Here is a 16,920-nt window from a genome sequence, read left to right on the forward strand (position 1 = left end):
AGAGCAACGCGTAACCGACCACGAAACACCCCAAGGCACGCTCACGCGCGCTATTCTTCCCCTACGCAGAAGGTGATATTCGATGACATCAACTAGCCGTCGCCGTTTCCTGCAAACCGTGGCTTCATCCGCGGGCGCCGCCGCCGCGATGACCGCATTGCCCGAGTCGATCCGCAACGCGCTCGCCGTGCCTGCGTTTTCGCGCACGGGCACGATTCGCGATGTCGAGCACATCGTCGTGTTCATGCAGGAGAACCGCTCGTTCGACCACTACTTCGGCCACCTGCGCGGCGTGCGCGGCTACAACGACCGCTTCCCGATTCCGCTGCCGAGCGGCCTGCCGGTGTGGAATCAACCGTCGAAGGAAGATCCGACCAAGCCGGTGCTGCCGTTCCATCTGGACACCGCGACGACGAGCGCGCAGTGCGTCGGCGATCTCGATCACTCGTGGTACAAGACCCAGTACGCGATCGACGGCGGCCGCTACGACCAGTGGCCCGCCAATAAGACCGACATGACGATGGGCTACCACCTGCGTAGCGACATCCCGTTCCACTACGCGCTCGCCGACGCCTTCACGATCTGCGATGCGTACTTCTGCTCGTTGCCGGGACCGACGCACCCGAACCGCGCGTATCTGATGACCGGCATGGTCGACCCGACCGGCACGATGGGTGGTCCGCTGCTCGACAACAACGACTGGGTCGACGGCGATGGTCCGCCGAACTATCAGTTGCTGTCGTGGACCACGTATCCGGAGCGTCTGCAGGCCGCGGGCATTTCGTGGCAGATCTATCAGCAGGGCACGTCGGGCGTCGATCCGCTGAACGGCAATTACGGCACCAACATCCTGCAGAACTTCACGAACTTCATCAACGCGCAGCCGGCTTCGCCGCTCTACGAGCGCGCGCAAACCGTGCGCACGATCGACGACCTGAAAGCCGACGTGCTCGCGAACCGGCTGCCGCAGGTGTCGTGGCTGTGCCCGCCGGCCGCCTACTCGGAGCATCCGAGCTACACGCCCGCGTACGGCGCCGAATACACGTCGCAGATTCTCGACGCGCTGACGTCGAACCCCGAGGTGTGGAGCAAGACCGTGCTCTTCATCATGTACGACGAGAACGACGGCTTCTTCGATCACCTCGTGCCGCCGCAACCGCCGACGACCTCCACCCAGGGCAAGTCGACGGTCACGACCGACGGCGAAATCCACAATGTCGTCAATCCGCTGCGCGGCGGCAGCTACACCGCCGACGGCTATCCGTACGGCCTCGGCCCGCGCGTGCCGATGACGATCGTGTCGCCGTGGACCAAGGGCGGCTTCGTGTGCTCGCAGGTGTTCGATCACACGTCGGTGATCCGCTTCATCGAAACGCGCTTCGGCGTGCATGAGCCGAACATCACGGCATGGCGTCGCGCGGTGTGCGGCGACCTGACCACCGCATTCGACTTCCGCACGCCGGATGCGAAGATGCCGTCGCTGCCGGACACCAGCAACTACATCAGCATGGCCGACAACCAGTGCAAGACGCAACCGAAGCCGACCGTGCCGACGACGCCGACTCCGGTCGATGCGCAGGAAGCGGGCATCCGTTTCGCGCGTGCGTTGCCGTACGAACTGCATGCGAACGGCGCGGCGAACGCGGGCAACGACACGTTCGAAATCACGATCGGCAACACCGGCGACCAGGGCGCGCACTTCTACGTGTACGCGACGAATCGCACCGACGGTCCGTGGCGCTACACGGTCGAAGCGGGCAAGTCGCTCAGCGACACGTTCGACCTGAGCACGACGAACGGCGTGTATGCATTCGACGTGTTCGGCCCGAACGGCTTCGTGCGCAAGTTCGCGGGCAACACCCAGGCGAGCACGCAAAGCACACAGAATGGCCATGGCAACGGTCATGGCGACAACCAGCCGGCGCGGCCTGAAGTGACCGTGCAATACGACGTCGCGAATGGCAACGTGTTCCTGAAGTTCACCAACAGCGGCGGCGGCATCGCGCATCTGACGGTGATCGACAACGCGTACGGCGCGCGCCCGCGCACCGTGGTCGTGCCGGCCAATGCGCGTATCGACGAAGGCTGGGTGCTTGCGTCGAGCCATCACTGGTACGACCTGACGGTGACGAGCAGTGACGACGCGAGCTTCTCGCGCCGCTTTGCCGGTCACGTCGAGAACGGCCGGCCGAGTATCAGCGATCCGGCTGCGGTTGCGCCGGTGCTGACCGCGAGTTGAGGCAACCACCGCCAGCCCCGCTTACTTGCGGCCTGATTCGGCTTCCTGTCCCGCCTACGTGGCGGACAGGGTGCCGATGTTTTTTAAGGCTCGTATTGAAACGCGGTGCTTAGAGACCGACGTCCGGCAGCGCCGGACGCGTGGCGAGCGCCTTGGCGACGATGTCTTTGACTTCGGCGAGCGCGTCGCCTTGCAGCGCGAGGCGCGGCGGACGCGTGACGGCGCTGCCGCGGCCGAGCAGTTCCTCGCACAGCTTGATGCATTGCACGAGGTCGGGGCGCGCGTCGAGGTGCAACAGCGGCATGAACCAGCGGTACAGCGACAGCGCTTCATCGAAACGCTTCTGCGTGGCGAGGCGGAACAGCGTCTCGCCCTCCTTCGGGAACGCGTTCGACATGCCCGACACCCACCCTTGCGCACCGACCGCGATGCTTTCGACGACGACGTCGTCGAGGCCGGCGAACAGCACGAAGCGGTCGCCCACCGCGTTGCGCAGATCGATGAAGCGTCGCGTATCGCCCGACGAATCCTTGAAGCAGACGATGTTCTCGCAGTCCTGCAGTGCGATCAGCACGTCCGGCGTGACGTCGTTCTTGTAGATCGGCGGGTTGTTGTAGATCATCACCGGCAGATCGGTGCTGGTCGCGACCGAGCGGAAATGCGCGGCGGTTTCGTGCGGCTTCGCGGAATAGACGAGCGCCGGCATGACCATCACGCCATCGACGCCGACACGCGCGGCTTCACGCACCGTCTGCCGCGCGAACTCGGTCGTGAACTCGGCGACACCCGCGACGACCGGCACCTTGCCGCCAGCCGCGTCGCGCGCGGCCTCGATCACCTGCAGTTTTTCCGACGTGCTCAGCGAGGTGTTTTCGCCAACCGTGCCGCAGACCACCAGACCCGACACCCCGTCCTTGACGAGATTGCTGACCACGCGGTGCGTCGCGTCGATGTCGAGCGAAAAATCCGGCTTGAACTGGGTGCTGACGGCGGGAAACACCCCGCTCCATTGGATAGCCTTGCTCACTTTGTCCGTCTCCTTCAAAAAGCCGGCCGCGCCGACACACACGTTGAGTATGACGACGAGTATCGGCCTTTATCCGAAGGCGGGCTTGGGCTTTTTCGTGGCTGAAAGAGATTAAATCCGCACAACAGGCGAGGCGCCGGATCGCCGACCGGGCGGCGCCGGCTACTTCGCAGCAAGGCGGCTGAGGCGCACGTCAGCACCGTCGCGCGAGGCGTCGAGGCGGCCCCTGGATGCCGAGTCCGGCATAGCCGCTACGCGATCAGGCGCCCAGCAACACGCCCGTTCGGATCGGCCGCGTGCCGGTCACGCGACCGAGCGGCGCACCGGCCGTCACGAAACGGATCGCGCGCCGCATGTACAGCACCCCTTCGGTCTTGCTCGCGATCGTGGTCGTCTTGTCGGTCAGCGGATCGACGATATCGAACAGCGGCTGGCCGACGCGGATCTTGTCGCCGATCTTCGCGCGGTGCACGAGAATCCCGCTCACCGGCGCATAGAACTGCTCGCTGCCCGCGAGCGGCGTCGCCGGCGACAGCAGCGGCGGCAACGGTTTGGCCTCGCCCCGAATCGCGCCGCGCCACACCAGATAGTCGACGAGCGCGTCGGCATCCTGCTGCGCGACTTCATACGACACGTCGCGCTGGCCGCGGCATTCGACCGTCACCGCGATCGAGCCGGTCGGCACTGGCTTACTCGCCGGCATCTGCTGCTGCAACGTCCACCACAGCAGGCTGTGGGTTTCGTCGAACGCGCCGCCGCCCGAATCGGTCGCGAGCAACGACGCCTCTGCACCGAGATAGCGCGACAGCGGCTCGAACTCGGCCCAAGCGGATTCGCTCGTGTACACATGCATCGCCGCTTCGAGCGAGCAATGCAGATCGATCACGACGTCCGCGTCGCACGACAACTTCAAGAGCGCCAGTTGCAGCGACTCGAATTCGGTCAGCGGCTTCTGTTGCGCGAGTTCGGCCGCGAGCAGCTCGCGCACGATGCGGCGGTTCTGGTTCGCGTCGGCGCCGAGCGCCTCTTTCGCATTCGCGACGAGCTTTGCGAACTGCACGAAATGCCGGTTGAAGTTCTTGCCACTGCCGAGATCGAAGCGGCCGATGAACTGCCCGAGCACGTGTTGACTGAGCCCGACCGGATTCGACACCGGCACGAGCACGATTTGAGCGCTCAGCGCGCCGGCTTCCTCGAGCTCCCGCAGACGCCGCTTCAGCAGCACCGTGGTCAGCATCGCGGGCGTTTCGTCGGCATGCAGCGACGCCTGGATGTAGATCTTCTGCCCGCTATTGGCCGGGCCGAAATGAAACGACACCAGTTCGCGGTGCGTGCCGATGGCTGGCGACACAAGCGGAATCGATTGCCTGTTCATGAATGGAAAGCCGTGAAGATAATGTTGGAAATCTGCATCAATTGCCGTACGGATCGAAGTCGAAGTACTTCTTCGCGATCCGCGCATAGGTGCCGTCTTTGCGCATCGACGCGATCGCCTCGTTGATCGATGCCTGCAACGCGGTTTCGTCCTTGCGCAAGCCGATGCCGACGCCGCGATCTCCCATCGAAAGCGGCTCGCCGACAAACGCGAAGCCCTTGCCCGCGGGCGTGCGCAGGAAGCCGTAATCGGCCTCGACGGTGCCGAGCAACGCGCCGTCGAGCCGGCCGTTCTGCAGATCGGCGAACACCTCGTCCTGGCTCTTGTAGGCGACCACGTTCGCGCCGAGCGGCGTCCAGTTCTTCAGTGCGTAGCTCTCGAACTGCGTGCCCGACTGCACGCCGATCTGCTTGCCGGCAAGTCCGCTCGCCGTAGGCGCGAGCGACGAGCCTTGCCGCGCGATCAGCCGCGACTTGAACTGGAACAGCTTCGACGAAAACAGAATCTGCTGCTCGCGCTTCTCGGTGATCGCCATCGACGACAGCACCGCGTCGATCTTGCGCGCCTGCAGCGCCGGGATCATGCCCGAAAACTCGAGTTCGACCCACTGACAATGCGCGTGGATGCGCCGGCAAATCTCGTTGCCGAGATCGACGTCGAAGCCCTTCAGGCTGCCATCGGGCGCCTTCGAGTCCATCGGCGGATAGGTCGGATCGATGCCGAGGCGCAACGTGTTGGCGTCAGCGGCGAACGCGCCGCTGCTGAAAGCCAGCGCGGCGCAGAGAGTCATCAGTGGAGTTTTCATGGAAGGCGACGATGAGCGGATCAGGACAGCGTGATCGTAAGCCGCTGTGGCGCCTCAAAGAAGTCCCGTTCGGACTATCATGATCACTTTTACCGATCAGCAAACCCTGTCGCCATGGCATTGACGATTTCCCAGCTGCGCGCGTTCACGGCGGTCGCCGAGCATGGCAGCATCCGCGCGGCCTCGCGCGCGCTCGGCATCGCGCAAAGCGGCATCACGCAGCAGTTGCAGAACCTCGAATCGATGCTCGGCGCGACGCTGTTCACGCGCACCAATCGCGGCATTGCGCTGACCGCGCTGGGCCAGCGGCTGCTGCAGCGGGCCGGCGCGATCCTCGGTGAATGCGAGCGTGCCGAGGAGGACGTGCGGCAACTGCGCGGCGACTACGTGGGCGAGGTCACGTTCGGCATGACGACAGAGCCGCTCGTCGACGCGTTCGCGCCCGTGTTGATGGAATTTCGTGCGCGCTTCGAGCGCGTCGCCGTGCATCTGCGCACGGGCACGTCGCGCATGATGATTTCGTGGATCCGCGAAGGCACGCTGGATTTCGCTGTCGCGCTCGTATCGAAGCAGACCGACACCGCCGATCTGTCTGTCACGCCGCTCTATCCGTCCGACCCGGTGATCGTGTGCCGGCGCGGTCATCCGAAGGCGCGCGCGAAGTCGCTCGCCGAACTCGTCGATTGCAGGTGGGTGACAACGCGCTCGCCGAATCTGACCGAGGAGCCGCACGTCAACCGGTTGAGCCATCTGTTCGATAGCTACGGCTTGGCGCCGCCGAAGATCGTCGCGACCGTCGAGGGCTTGTACGAGACGCTGCACCTGGTAGCCGCGACTGATTGCCTGTCGCTCGAATCATCGGTCATCGCGAAGCGCGGGCCGTTCGCGGACGTGCTGACGACGATCCCCGTGCGCGAGCGCGCGTTGCAGCAGAACGTCTGTCTGCTGCAACGCGCCGCGATTCCGCTGACCCCAGCCGCGCAGGAGTTCGCGACGATGATGGCGTCGTACACGCGCGCGGTGCGGGCGCATTGAGCGTTGAGCGTTGAGCGTTGAGTGTTGAGTGTTGAGCTCCAATGCGCCGCTCAAGCCGCCGTTGCTTCGAGCGCTATCAGTTCTTCGATGCGCTGCCTGCGCCGGATCAGCCGCGCGTTGCCGCGCTCGATCAGCACCTCGGGCGCGAGCGGCCGGCTGTTGTAGTTCGATGACATCGACGCGCCGTACGCGCCTGTGTCATGGAACACGAGCAGGTCGCCCACTCGAGGCGCGGGCATCGACCGGCTCGTGACGACACCGCCTTGCGCCTGCGTGAACACGTCGCCGGCTTCGCACAGTGGCCCCGCCACGCTGAACGAGCCGGCCGGCGCATCGCTCGGCGTGCCGTTGCGCCGAAGCACGCTGATCTCGTGATAACTGCCGTAGTACGACGGCCGCACCAGGTCGTTGAAGCCCGCATCGAGCAACGCGAATTGCCGCGACGGCCGCCGGTTCAGCGCGTGCACTTCGGCGACGAGTACACCTGCCTGCGCGACCAGAAAGCGCCCCGGTTCGATTTCGAGTCGCACGCGATGCCCGACGCGTGCTTCGATGCGGCGCCGCGCGTCGTCCCACAGCCGGAAATAATGCGCGGTATCGACACTTAGCTCGTCATCGCGATACGGCACCGACAAACCACCACCCGCGGAAATCGCCTCGATATCCTGATCGAGTTGCGACACCGCATCGACCATCGCATCGCACACTTTCGCGAGATGCGCGTAATCGACACCCGAGCCGATATGCATATGCAGCCCGACGAGCTTCAGCCGATAGCGCCGCACCAGTTCGAGCGCGCGTGGCAGTTCATCGCGCCAGATGCCGTGCTTGCTGTGCTCGCCGCCTGTGTTGGTCTTGCTGCTCTGGCCGTGACCGAAGCCGGGATTGATCCGCAGCCACACGCGATGGCCTTCGCTCGCGTGTCTCCCGAGCCGTTCGAGCATGTCGGGCGAGCCGGCGTTGACCGTGATTCGCTCGTCGAGCACGGTGGCCAGCGTCGCGTGGTCGAGCACGTCGGCGGTGAAGACGACGCCTTCGGGCCCACCGTTCGATGCGGGTTGAGCCGCATAACCCGCGGCAAAACCGCGCGCGAGTTCACCCAAAGAGACCGCATCGACCATCACGCCTTCGTCGCGCATCAGCTTCAGGATGTGCACGTTCGAACAGGCCTTCTGCGCGTAGCGGATCGTGTCGAAACTGCGCAACTGCGCGATGCGCCGGCGGATCGTGTCGGCGTCATAGACCCATAGCGGCGTGCCGTGCTGGCGCGCGAGGTCGGCGAGTTGATGGGAGTCGAATGGCGTCATGGTCGGTTGCATGTCGAAGCTTTGCGAAAGCGATAGCCGACATGATGATCCGTGGCGATCATTCAGTAAAATACCCCTCTATTGCTCGCCTATTCACTTTTGATATAGCACGGACCCACCATGGCGCTCACGCACCGGCACATCGAAATCTTCCGCGCGCTGATGACGGCCGGCAGCGTGACCAAGGCAGCCGAGATGCTGTTCACGTCGCAGCCCACCGTAAGCCGCGAACTTGCGCGCATGGAACAGAGCATCGGCTTCGCGTTGTTCGAGCGAGTGCAGGGCCGGCTACGTCCCACGCAATCCGCGCTGACGCTGTTCGACGAGATCAAGCGCGCGTATGTCGGGCTCGAACGCGTCGCGTCGACCGCGGCCGCGCTGCGCGAATTCAAGGGTGGCCAGCTGTCCGTGATCGCGCTGCCGGTGTTTTCGCATTCGATCCTGCCGGGCGCCGTCAAACGCTTTCACGATGTGCAGCCGGGCGTCAGCGTATCGATCGCGACGCAGGAGTCGCCGTTTCTCGAAGAATGGCTGAGCGCGCAGCGCTACGACCTCGGCCTCACCGAGCACGACGCGCCGCCGCCCGGCACGCGGCTCACGCCACTCATCGCCGTCGATGAAGTGTGTGTGCTGCCCGACGCTCACCCGCTGCTCGCGAAACGCGTGATCGCATTGAAAGATTTCGCCGATCAGGCGTTCATCAGCCTGTCCGCGAACGATCCATACCGGCTGCAAATCGACGAAGCGTTCGCGCGAGCCGGCATCGCGCGCCGCCTGCTGATCGAAACGCCGACCGCGGTGTCCGTGTGCAGCTTCGTGCGGCAAGGGCTCGGCATTGCGATCGTCAATCCGCTGACCGCGCTCGATTTCGCGGGCCACAATCTGCATATCCGGGCGCTCGCGTTGTCGCTGCCGTTTCGCGTCAGCGTGATCCGTCCCGAGCACCGGCCCGCGCATCCGCTCGCGGACGCGTTCGTCGGCGCGCTGCAAAGCGAAGCCGCCGCGCTGCGGCTACAATTGAAGCGCCACACCAGCCCCAAGCGGTCATCGCATTCATAGCAGTCACGGCGGCGTCCCCGCTTCATCGCCGGGCGAATCCGCGCAGCGCCACGCGCGTTCGCGCGGGGCCACCGCCCGAACCGTTCGCCGCGCGAACCGGGCACGCTTCGAGCTGACATCACCCGCATACCGATTACCGACGCGCCGCGCGTCTGCGCTGCATCGGGGCGCCGTTTTTAGCGCCGTTTTCCAGTCTTCACGTCATAGACCCTCAACAGGAGTGTTCCAAATGATGAATCGAGACAATCCCGTCTGGCTGATCACAGGCTGTTCCACCGGCTTCGGCCGCGAGCTCGCGAAGCTCGTGCTCGAACGCGGCTGGCGCGCGGTCGTCACCGCGCGCGATGCATCGAAAGTGAAGGACATCGCAGAGGGGCACGGCGAGCGCGCGCTGGTGCTGCCGCTCGACGTGACCAATCGCGCGCAGATAGAAACCGTGGTCGCGCAGGCGAAGCGCCATTTCGGCCGCGTCGACGCGCTCGTCAACAACGCGGGCTACGGTTATCTGGCCGCGATCGAGGAAGGCGAGGACAGCGAAGTCCGCGCGATGTTCGAGACCAACGTGTTCGGCCTCGTCGACATCACGAAGGCCGTGCTGCCGATCATGCGTGAGCAGCGCAGCGGTTTGATCGTCAACGTGTCGTCGATTGGCGGGATTGCGAGTTTCGCGGCGACCGGCTACTACCATGCGACGAAGTACGCAGTGGAAGGGCTGTCGGAATCGCTCGCGCTGGAAGTGAAACCACTCGGCATCGGCGTGCTGATCGTCGAGCCTGGGCCGTTTCGCACCAACTGGGCGGGTCCGTCGATCAAGCAGTCGGCAACGTTGATCGACGACTATGCGTCGACCGCCGGCGAGCGCCGCAAGCAGACCGAAGCGCGCAGCGGCAACCAGGCCGGCGACCCGGTGCGAGCCGCGCAGGCGATCATCGATGCGGCGTTGTCGGATGCGCCGCCGCTGCGTCTGCTGCTCGGCAAGACCGCGCTCGATCTCGCGTACAGGAAGCTCGACTTTCTGCGCGGCGATTTCGACACCTGGCGAGCGACGAGCGAGGGGGCGGATTATCCGGAAGGGACGGCGTAGAGCGGGTTTATCAGGCGAGCCTCGGCCCGCCGCTTAAAACTCCACCAGCGCAAAATCTTCCTTGCCCACATCGCACAGCGGGCAGCGCCAATCGGCCGGCACATCGGCCCAGCGCGTGCCCGGCGCGATGCCCTCTTCCGGCACGCCTGCGGCTTCGTCGTAGACCCAGCCGCAGATCACGCAGACCCATTGCTTGAAGTCGTCGGCTGTGGCGACGTTCGCGGCCGACGGCGCATCGGGCGTACCGGTCGCAGCGGCATCCGCCGCGCACGTGCGCGCCGTCGCATCGAGGCTCACGACGAGCGGCGCGACCGTGCCGCTACCGGTTCCCGCGAGCCGCGCCTTCAGGCTGTCGAGCAGGCGCTGCGCTTCGTCGCGGGTCAGATCGATCCAGTACGGATCGCCGGCGCCGTCGTTGAGCCGCTCGGGGGAAAACTGGATTTCTACGGCTACGCCCTTCTTGTACATGGCAATCAAAAATCTCGAGAATGCCGGCGACGCGCCGGCATATGGCCGCCCGCGCGACGCGGGCGCTGCTTCAGTGCGCGTGGACCAGCAGATTCAGCGCGATCGAGGCGATCAGGCCAGCGGCGCCGATCAGGCCAAGCAACTGCAGCAAAGTGAGGGATTTACGCGAGTTGGTGGGGGTTTGTTGCGAGGTCACGAGCGAGTCTTGAAGTTCGGAAAAAGCGCAATGGTACACGGGTGCGGACGCGACGAATGTCGATTGGCGCAAACTCGCGCGCAATCAAAGTACCGGGCGATATTATCGCCGCTCGCGCGCCGCGCATTGTCTACCGTGGGAAGATGGATTAATTCCCGGCGAGGGGGAAAGCCGTGGCGGGACGGGGTGCGCGGCGCCGGTGAACACACCCGCGCCGCGCTCAGGTCTTGGCGAGCGGATCGCCGTGACGCGAATCCCAGAAACGGATCACCGCCGTATCGCCGGTGCCCGCGCCGACCACCTGGTCCGGCGCGCCGCACTCGCGCAGCAGCGCGCGCAAGTCGTTGATGACCGGGAACACCTCGTGATTCCAGTCCGCTCCCTGCGAATCGTGGGCGCGTTGCTCCGCCTCGACGATCTCGCGATCCTCCTTGAAAATGCGTTCGGTGAACCACACCAGCAGCGGCCATGCGAGATTCATCACACCCGGAATGCCGGGCTTGCGGATCGACAGCAGCCCGAACGTTCGGTTGGTGCGCTGCTCGCGGTCGAGCGGCACATAGACGATCCACAGGTCCATCACCAGCGTCTGCTCGTCGTTGCGGATTTGCAGCGTCTGGAACGGGTATTCGGTGCGGATCGTCATGACGTCTTTGTCGCCGGAGCCACCGGTCTTGCGCCTCTCGCCGAACACCATCGCCTCGCCTAGCGGCTGCTGCCCCTCCATGCGCGCAAACGTGTAGTCGACCTCGACCCAGCCCTCACCGCGCCGCCGCCCGAGCGAACGCGCGCGCATGCGCCCCATCTGGCGGCGATGCAGGAACTGATGATTCATGTCCATCAGGTTCTCGTGCATGAATGAATAATGACACTTGACCGGACGGCCGAAACGGCGCGTCTTGTACTTCGGGTCGGACACCGAGCGAAAGCCCGGCAACGGCCGCTCCTCCGCGAGCGCGGCGTCGCCGGGAAACACGAAGATCAGCCCCTCCACTTCCTGACACGGATACGAGCGCACACCGTTCGGTAGACGCTCGCGGCCCAGGTACGGCACGTCGATGCACTTGCCCGAGCAGTCGTAGGTCCAGCCGTGATAGCCGCAGCGAATCGATTCGCCGTCGACCACGCCCTGATGCAGCGGCACCTGCCGATGCGCGCAGCGATCTTCCAGCGCGAACACTTTGCCGCTCCCGGTGCGCGCGAGCACGATCGGATCGCCGGCGAAGGTCACGCCGAGCGTCTTGCCGCGCTTCACTTCATGCGACCACGCGAGTGGGTACCAGTAATCCGGATGAATGGCGACGCGGCGCAGATCGCGCACCGGCGCCTCGTGAGTGGCTTGAGCAGGCGCGGCAGCGAGCGTTGCGCCTGCGGATTCCTGTTCCTGTTCGAGCGGGGGAACTGCATGCATAGACCAAGCCTCCGTGCACCAGCGGATGGAAGGTTGCCGCGCTGCAGGGCAGTGCGGCATCTTCATCAGTCTACTTGATGCAGCCGCCGCATGGCACTTTCGCCGGCATGCGCGATGCATCGCAGCACACATTGCGCGGCAGCGCGCATCAGGGTGACGAGCTTCCTTTACCACACCCGCCCTACGGAAACATTGACCTGCACTTCGAGCTGCTCAATCCTCGTCGACCGCGACGAGCCCGGCGCGCCGTTGCACGCCCCACGCGCGGCCGCCGCGCAGAAAATGCAGCCAGCCGAGCGCGGCGCCCAGGTGACGCGCGAGCTGGAACGAGAACGGCTCCGCAACGGCCGCGAGCATCGCCATGCCGAGACTGTTGCCACTGCGCTCGCCGGTCCAGCGCCGGTAGAGATGGATGCTCCACAGGTAAAACGCCAGATCGATCGCCGTTTTCAGGCCGATCACGCTGAAGATCGACACGACGATTGCCCCGTGTCCGCCGAACAGAAAACCGAGTAGCAATGCGAATGCCGTAAGGCCGTAGATCGGCTGCATCGTGTCGACCGCCTTGACCGGCAGCATCAGCATGCCGAGCGTACCGTAGCGCGGATTGCCGGTCATGTCGCGGTTCCAGTACTGCGTCTGCAGGAAGCCCGCGAACCAGCGGCGGCGCTGGCGCAGAAAGCTTGCGAGGGTGTCGGGCGCATCGGTGCGCGCATGCGCTTCGCCGACCACGCGCACGTCCCAGCCGAGCTCGTGATCCACCGAATAGCGGCGCAGCCGGTGAATCAGTTCGTAATCCTCGACCAGACACTGCGGATCGAAGCCGCCGACCGCGACGAGCGCATCGCGCCGGAACGACGCGAATGCGCCCGAGATCAGCAGCAGGCTGTCCGCGCGCATCCACGCGAAACGCGCGATGAAGTTGCGCATGTACTCGTAGGTCTGGAACCACTGGAACACGCGGCCCGACAGCGACTTGCCGCAGACCGGCACGAGAATGCCCGCTGCCGCGACGAGCGACGGCTCGCTCGCGAACGCGGCGCGCATCGCGTAGGTGGCGTCGTCGTCGAGCATCGTGTCGGCGTCGACGGTCATCACGGTGTCGGTCGTCATCACGGTGATCGCGGCGTTCAGCGCGCGGGCCTTGCCGCCGTGCGGCACGCGCAGCCAGAACAGGTTCGGATGCTGCGAGCTCGGCGCGCTCAGCACGCCGTCGGCGGCGGGCGTGAGGCCGAAGCGTTGCGTGAGCAGCTCGGCGGTGGCGTCGGTGGAGCCGTCGTCGGCGATCACGATCTGCGCGGGGCCGTGCGTTTGCCGCAGCAGCGCGGCGAGCGTGACCGGCAACACGGCCGCCTCGTTACGCGACGCGACGATGACACCCATGGCCGGCAACTCGCGCCGTTCGTGGTCGGCTTCGAGCGGCGCCGCGCGGCGCGTGAGCGGCAACGACTTCCACGTGACGAACGCGAGCAGCAACGTGTCGTATGCGACATACGCAATACCGGTCGACCACGCGAGCGCGCCACGCAGAAAGAATGCTCGCGCGAACAGCAGTGCCCACAGCACGACGACGCTGGAATGGATCAGCGTGCTCGATAGCGTCGCGCGACGCGGCAGAATGCGCGGCGACGCGACAGCGAGTGCCTGTTCTAGGGTCTTCTTCAAGGTGAGTGTTTCAGGTTCAACTGGGTTGCGGTTAGTTGGCGAAGCTGTGTTCGCGCCATCAAAAACACGCGGCGGCTTCACGGCGTCATGCGCTTCAACACCGATTTGCGATCGAGCCACTCATGCTTGAGCGCGCCGCCGATATGCATCGCCAGCAACGCATAGAGCGCATAACCGAGCCACGCATGCAGCGCGCCGAAGCGATCGTGCAACGTCTCTTTCAGCGTCGGGTCGAGATGCATCACATAGCCGAAGCGCGGCCATTGGAACAGGCCGAACCACTGCATCGGATGCGTGGCCGCGTCTTTCCAAGCGGAATCGTGCAGCCAGCCGGACAGCGGCAACGCAATCATCAGCAAATACAGCGCGAAGTGCGCGAGGTGCGCGGCAATCTTTTCCCACGACGGAAACTCGCGCGGCAACGGCGGCGGCTTGTGCGACACGCGCCACAGGATGCGCAGCAGCGCGAGCCCGAGCACCGTGATGCCGATCGATTTGTGTGTGTCGATCACCGGACGCACCCAGTCGTCGGGCAGCGAATCAGCGGACAGAGCGAGCACGACATTGACGCACATCAGCAACGCGATCAGCCAGTGCAGCGTCATCGCGGTGCGCGTATAGCGCGGCGGGCGAGAGGCATCGGTCGAATCGGTCAGGGAATTCGCTTGGGTGTTCATGGGGGTTCCGTTCGCGAGGGCGATGAATGCCGTGAAAGCTGTTTGAAAATCGACGCTACTGGTATCAGGCAAACGCCCAAGTGTGCCGTTTTATTCCGCAAAGCGCTTAACCTGCGTGTTTCAGTTTGTTTCGAGCTTTGGAGGCACGACACGCGCGCAAATCGCACTCGCGTGGCTGCTTTTTAGCTGGTGTTTTGGCCCATGTTCTGGCTGGCGTCCCGCAGATCAGCGCGGGACGCCCGGCAGCATCGTGTTCACCTTGCGCTTGCGCGCGTTCGAGCCGTCGCTCGAACGCGGTGTCGAACGTGACAAGGCCAGGCGCGATGTAGCGATCAAGCGTCTCCGATTTCTATCCGATCAATTCGCCAGCGCCCTTTTGAGCGCCTTCTGGTCACGTTCGAGCTGCATTCTCATGTGCCGCATGAACTGCCTCGCGGTTTCCGTGAGTGGGGTACCAGGGCGAAACACCAGCACTCCTGTGAACATTACCTCGATGTCGATCGGCTTCACGACGAGTCCCCGCTCTGCGAAGTCCAACGTCACGAGCGGATGAGCGATTCCTATACCGACTCCCGCGAGCGCCAGTTCGCAGATCGTGTGCGAATACGGCGTCTCGACGACCGGTTTGAGACGGATTTCGCGTGCCGTGAGTTGCGTTTCCAGGCGTAGCCTGGTGCTGTCTTCGGGATTCAGCGCGATGAAAGGAAATTCAGGCAGGTCCGCAACAGCGATGACAGGACGCGTGGCCAAAGGATGATGCGAGTTCATCACTGCGACAGCCCGCATACGCGCGAACACCGAGTGTTCGAGGCCGGCCATCGACATCTCGTCGGACATCAGGCCGAAATCCACCTGTCCAGCCGAGACCTTCTCATGCACTTCGCGCGAACTCATCACCTGTAGCGAAATTTGCACGTTTCTGGACGGGGCATCGAACGCCGCAATGACACGTGGCAGAAAGCCTGTGCCCAGTGCCGGCAGAGAGGCGATCGCCATCCGGCCCAATCCGTAGGAGCGCAAACTACGGATTCGATGCTCGATGACCTCAAATCCGCGAAAGTACTGGTCAACCTCACGCATCAGGGCGACGGCTTCCGGGGTGGGAACGAGCCGGCTGCGTATCCGCTCGAACAGGCCGAAGTCCGCCATGGTTTCCAGACGCCTGATGGCCTGACTGACAGCCGGTTGCGAAATGCCGAGCAGGGCCGCCGCCTTGCTCGTGCTTCCTGCGTTCATGACCGCCCTGAATACTTCGATATCCCTGATCCGCATAACCTACACTTATTGACCTAATTATTTCCGATGTTGATGCAATCCCGGGTAAAAGTAAACTTCGATCATCAATCCACCACGAGGCATCGCCGGGAGCAAGATGACAAGCAATCCCCAGAAAGCGCCGCAGCCGTTCCGCAGCCTGTCCCCATCTGTCATGCGGGCATCGACAGTTGTATTCGATTCTCTGGCCGAGTTTTCGCGCCGCAAGGAGCGGCAACCGGACGGTTACAGCTATGGCATCACCGGAACGCCAACGGCTCGTGAACTGGAGCACCGCATCGCCGAGCTCGAAGGTGGCGCGCATTGCGTGGTGACGCCTTCCGGTCAATCCGCGCTGATGACGACCGTGATGGGCTTCGTGCGCGGCGGCGATCACCTGCTGGTGTCCGCTGCCTGCTACGGCGCGCTCAAGACATTCGCGCATAAGTGGCTGGCGCACTTCGACGTCGAGGTCGAACTGTATCCGCCGGCAATCGGGGCTGCGATTCAAAAGTACATCAAGCCCAACACCCGCATGATCTGCATGGAGTCGCCGGGGACGGTGACGATGGAGATGCCCGACATTCCGGCGATCGTCGAAGTCGCGAAACGTCACGGCGTATTGACGATGATGGACAACACTTGGGCAAGCCCGCTCGCTTTCAAACCGCTCGAACATGGTGTGGATTTCAGCGTCGAAGCCGCGACGAAATTTTTTGGTGGTCATTCGGATCTACTGGCGGGCTGCATCAGCATGAACGACGCGGATTACTACGCGACCTTGCGCGAGACGCAGAGCGTTCTCGGCCAGCAGACCAGCCCTGATGACTGCTTCCTCGTCATGCGCGGCCTGCAAACCCTGAAGGTCCGCTTCGCTGCCCAGAGCGCCTCAACGCTGCAGATTGCGAGGGAACTAGAACGTCACCCGGAAGTGAGCAAGGTGCTGTTCCCGGCACTGCCGTCCGATGCCGGTCATGCCATCTGGAAGCGGGATTTTGCGAGCAGCGGGTGTCTCTTCTCCCTGATCCTCCAGCCCGCGGCGGAGGACGCGTTCAACGCATTCTTCGATACGCTCCAGTATTTCCCCATCGGGGCGAGCTGGGGAGGCGTGCATAGCCTCGCTGCCTACTACCCGGCCCCGTTGCAGGCCGAGCGTGCGTTCCCGCTTACCGACCAGCCTATCGTGCGCCTTTCGATCGGGTTGGAGGACCCGGCGATGCTGCTTGCGGATCTGAATGCCGGTCTTGACGCATTCGGACGCGCCCGGGCAACCGCTGCGTAGATTTTTTAATTCAATTTACCTGGATGAGTGAGTACG

At 64.2% G+C, this 16,920-nt stretch carries 15 protein-coding genes; 5 read left to right on the forward strand and 10 right to left on the reverse strand.

Translation table 11 applies throughout. The features are described 5' to 3' along the window. The first annotated feature begins 82 nt into the window (after nt 1–82). Nucleotides 83–2,239: a phosphocholine-specific phospholipase C gene (locus OKW39_RS35255; protein WP_429564745.1), complete on the forward strand. Its 2,157-nt coding sequence runs from the start codon at nt 83–85 to the stop codon at nt 2,237–2,239. A 109-nt stretch (nt 2,240–2,348) separates the two neighbouring features. Here OKW39_RS35255 and OKW39_RS35260 read toward each other — a convergent pair whose 3' ends face one another. From OKW39_RS35260 to OKW39_RS35270, 3 genes are all read right to left on the reverse strand, one after another. Then, on the reverse strand, nt 2,349–3,266 hold the full coding sequence (locus OKW39_RS35260) for a dihydrodipicolinate synthase family protein (protein ID WP_090807963.1): 918 nt from the start codon (nt 3,264–3,266) through the stop codon (nt 2,349–2,351). A gap of 259 nt (nt 3,267–3,525) precedes the next feature. Then, nucleotides 3,526–4,641: a succinylglutamate desuccinylase/aspartoacylase family protein gene (locus OKW39_RS35265; protein WP_429564746.1), complete on the reverse strand. Its 1,116-nt coding sequence runs from the start codon at nt 4,639–4,641 to the stop codon at nt 3,526–3,528. 37 nt (nt 4,642–4,678) lie between these two features. Beyond that, nucleotides 4,679–5,446: a transporter substrate-binding domain-containing protein gene (locus OKW39_RS35270; RefSeq protein WP_429364699.1), complete on the reverse strand. Its 768-nt coding sequence runs from the start codon at nt 5,444–5,446 to the stop codon at nt 4,679–4,681. Nucleotides 5,447–5,560: 114 nt separating this feature from the next. Between OKW39_RS35270 and OKW39_RS35275 the strand changes: the two genes are divergently transcribed. Then, entirely contained in the window at nt 5,561–6,481 is a 921-nt protein-coding gene (locus OKW39_RS35275; RefSeq protein ID WP_429564747.1) for a LysR substrate-binding domain-containing protein, read from the forward strand. A 50-nt stretch (nt 6,482–6,531) separates the two neighbouring features. Here OKW39_RS35275 and lysA read toward each other — a convergent pair whose 3' ends face one another. Then, complete coding sequence (gene lysA, locus OKW39_RS35280; protein ID WP_429564748.1) at nt 6,532–7,788, reverse strand: diaminopimelate decarboxylase; 1,257 nt, start codon at nt 7,786–7,788, stop codon at nt 6,532–6,534. Nucleotides 7,789–7,908: 120 nt separating this feature from the next. Here lysA and OKW39_RS35285 point away from each other — a divergent pair, with 120 nt between their 5' ends. Both OKW39_RS35285 and OKW39_RS35290 read left to right on the forward strand, forming a co-directional pair. Next, nucleotides 7,909–8,847, forward strand: a complete 939-nt coding sequence (locus OKW39_RS35285) for a LysR family transcriptional regulator (protein ID WP_429564749.1) — start codon at nt 7,909–7,911, stop codon at nt 8,845–8,847. Nucleotides 8,848–9,076: 229 nt separating this feature from the next. Then, nucleotides 9,077–9,931: an oxidoreductase gene (locus OKW39_RS35290; protein WP_429333211.1), complete on the forward strand. Its 855-nt coding sequence runs from the start codon at nt 9,077–9,079 to the stop codon at nt 9,929–9,931. Between the two features lie 33 nt (nt 9,932–9,964). Here the strand turns inward: OKW39_RS35290 and OKW39_RS35295 are convergent, their stop codons facing one another. The 6 genes from OKW39_RS35295 to OKW39_RS35320 form a co-directional block, all read right to left on the reverse strand. Continuing rightward, nucleotides 9,965–10,399, reverse strand: a complete 435-nt coding sequence (locus OKW39_RS35295) for a rubredoxin (protein ID WP_184030601.1) — start codon at nt 10,397–10,399, stop codon at nt 9,965–9,967. Nucleotides 10,400–10,469: 70 nt separating this feature from the next. Continuing rightward, nucleotides 10,470–10,595 carry a hypothetical protein gene (locus OKW39_RS35300; RefSeq protein WP_260321012.1) on the reverse strand — a complete coding sequence of 42 codons (126 nt, stop codon included), beginning with the start codon at nt 10,593–10,595 and terminating at the stop codon, nt 10,470–10,472. Nucleotides 10,596–10,815: 220 nt separating this feature from the next. Next, nucleotides 10,816–12,006 (reverse strand): Rieske 2Fe-2S domain-containing protein, encoded by a 1,191-nt coding sequence (locus OKW39_RS35305; RefSeq protein WP_429364705.1) that lies wholly within the window; start codon nt 12,004–12,006, stop codon nt 10,816–10,818. 213 nt (nt 12,007–12,219) lie between these two features. Then, complete coding sequence (locus tag OKW39_RS35310) at nt 12,220–13,671, reverse strand: glycosyltransferase family 2 protein (protein WP_429564750.1); 1,452 nt, start codon at nt 13,669–13,671, stop codon at nt 12,220–12,222. A gap of 77 nt (nt 13,672–13,748) precedes the next feature. Then, nucleotides 13,749–14,348, reverse strand: a complete 600-nt coding sequence (locus OKW39_RS35315; RefSeq protein WP_090807993.1) for a cytochrome b — start codon at nt 14,346–14,348, stop codon at nt 13,749–13,751. A gap of 357 nt (nt 14,349–14,705) precedes the next feature. Then, the gene (locus OKW39_RS35320) at nt 14,706–15,620 is read right to left on the reverse strand and encodes a LysR substrate-binding domain-containing protein (protein WP_429333208.1); all 915 of its coding nucleotides are present in this window, start codon (nt 15,618–15,620) and stop codon (nt 14,706–14,708) included. Between the two features lie 100 nt (nt 15,621–15,720). Between OKW39_RS35320 and metC the strand changes: the two genes are divergently transcribed. Then, nucleotides 15,721–16,884, forward strand: coding sequence for a cystathionine beta-lyase (gene metC, locus OKW39_RS35325; protein WP_187630028.1), 1,164 nt, complete (start codon nt 15,721–15,723; stop codon nt 16,882–16,884). The last annotated feature ends 36 nt before the right edge of the window (nt 16,885–16,920 follow it).

It is taken from the genome of Paraburkholderia sp. MM6662-R1 (genome assembly GCF_050436245.1).
GTDB classification, from domain to species: domain Bacteria; phylum Pseudomonadota; class Gammaproteobacteria; order Burkholderiales; family Burkholderiaceae; genus Paraburkholderia; species Paraburkholderia tuberum.

What these genes read in the sequence shown, in the direction of transcription:
- OKW39_RS35255 (WP_429564745.1), top strand. Translation starts at nt 83, where the DNA reads ATGACATCAACTAGCCGTCGCCGTTTCCTGCAAACCGTGGCTTCATCC.
- OKW39_RS35265 (WP_429564746.1), bottom strand. Translation starts at nt 4,641, where the DNA reads ATGAACAGGCAATCGATTCCGCTTGTGTCGCCAGCCATCGGCACGCAC.
- OKW39_RS35270 (WP_429364699.1), bottom strand. Translation starts at nt 5,446, where the DNA reads ATGAAAACTCCACTGATGACTCTCTGCGCCGCGCTGGCTTTCAGCAGC.
- OKW39_RS35275 (WP_429564747.1), top strand. Translation starts at nt 5,561, where the DNA reads ATGGCATTGACGATTTCCCAGCTGCGCGCGTTCACGGCGGTCGCCGAG.
- lysA (WP_429564748.1), bottom strand. Translation starts at nt 7,788, where the DNA reads ATGACGCCATTCGACTCCCATCAACTCGCCGACCTCGCGCGCCAGCAC.
- OKW39_RS35285 (WP_429564749.1), top strand. Translation starts at nt 7,909, where the DNA reads ATGGCGCTCACGCACCGGCACATCGAAATCTTCCGCGCGCTGATGACG.
- OKW39_RS35290 (WP_429333211.1), top strand. Translation starts at nt 9,077, where the DNA reads ATGATGAATCGAGACAATCCCGTCTGGCTGATCACAGGCTGTTCCACC.
- OKW39_RS35295 (WP_184030601.1), bottom strand. Translation starts at nt 10,399, where the DNA reads ATGTACAAGAAGGGCGTAGCCGTAGAAATCCAGTTTTCCCCCGAGCGG.
- OKW39_RS35305 (WP_429364705.1), bottom strand. Translation starts at nt 12,006, where the DNA reads ATGCATGCAGTTCCCCCGCTCGAACAGGAACAGGAATCCGCAGGCGCA.
- OKW39_RS35315 (WP_090807993.1), bottom strand. Translation starts at nt 14,348, where the DNA reads ATGAACACCCAAGCGAATTCCCTGACCGATTCGACCGATGCCTCTCGC.
- OKW39_RS35320 (WP_429333208.1), bottom strand. Translation starts at nt 15,620, where the DNA reads ATGCGGATCAGGGATATCGAAGTATTCAGGGCGGTCATGAACGCAGGA.
- metC (WP_187630028.1), top strand. Translation starts at nt 15,721, where the DNA reads ATGACAAGCAATCCCCAGAAAGCGCCGCAGCCGTTCCGCAGCCTGTCC.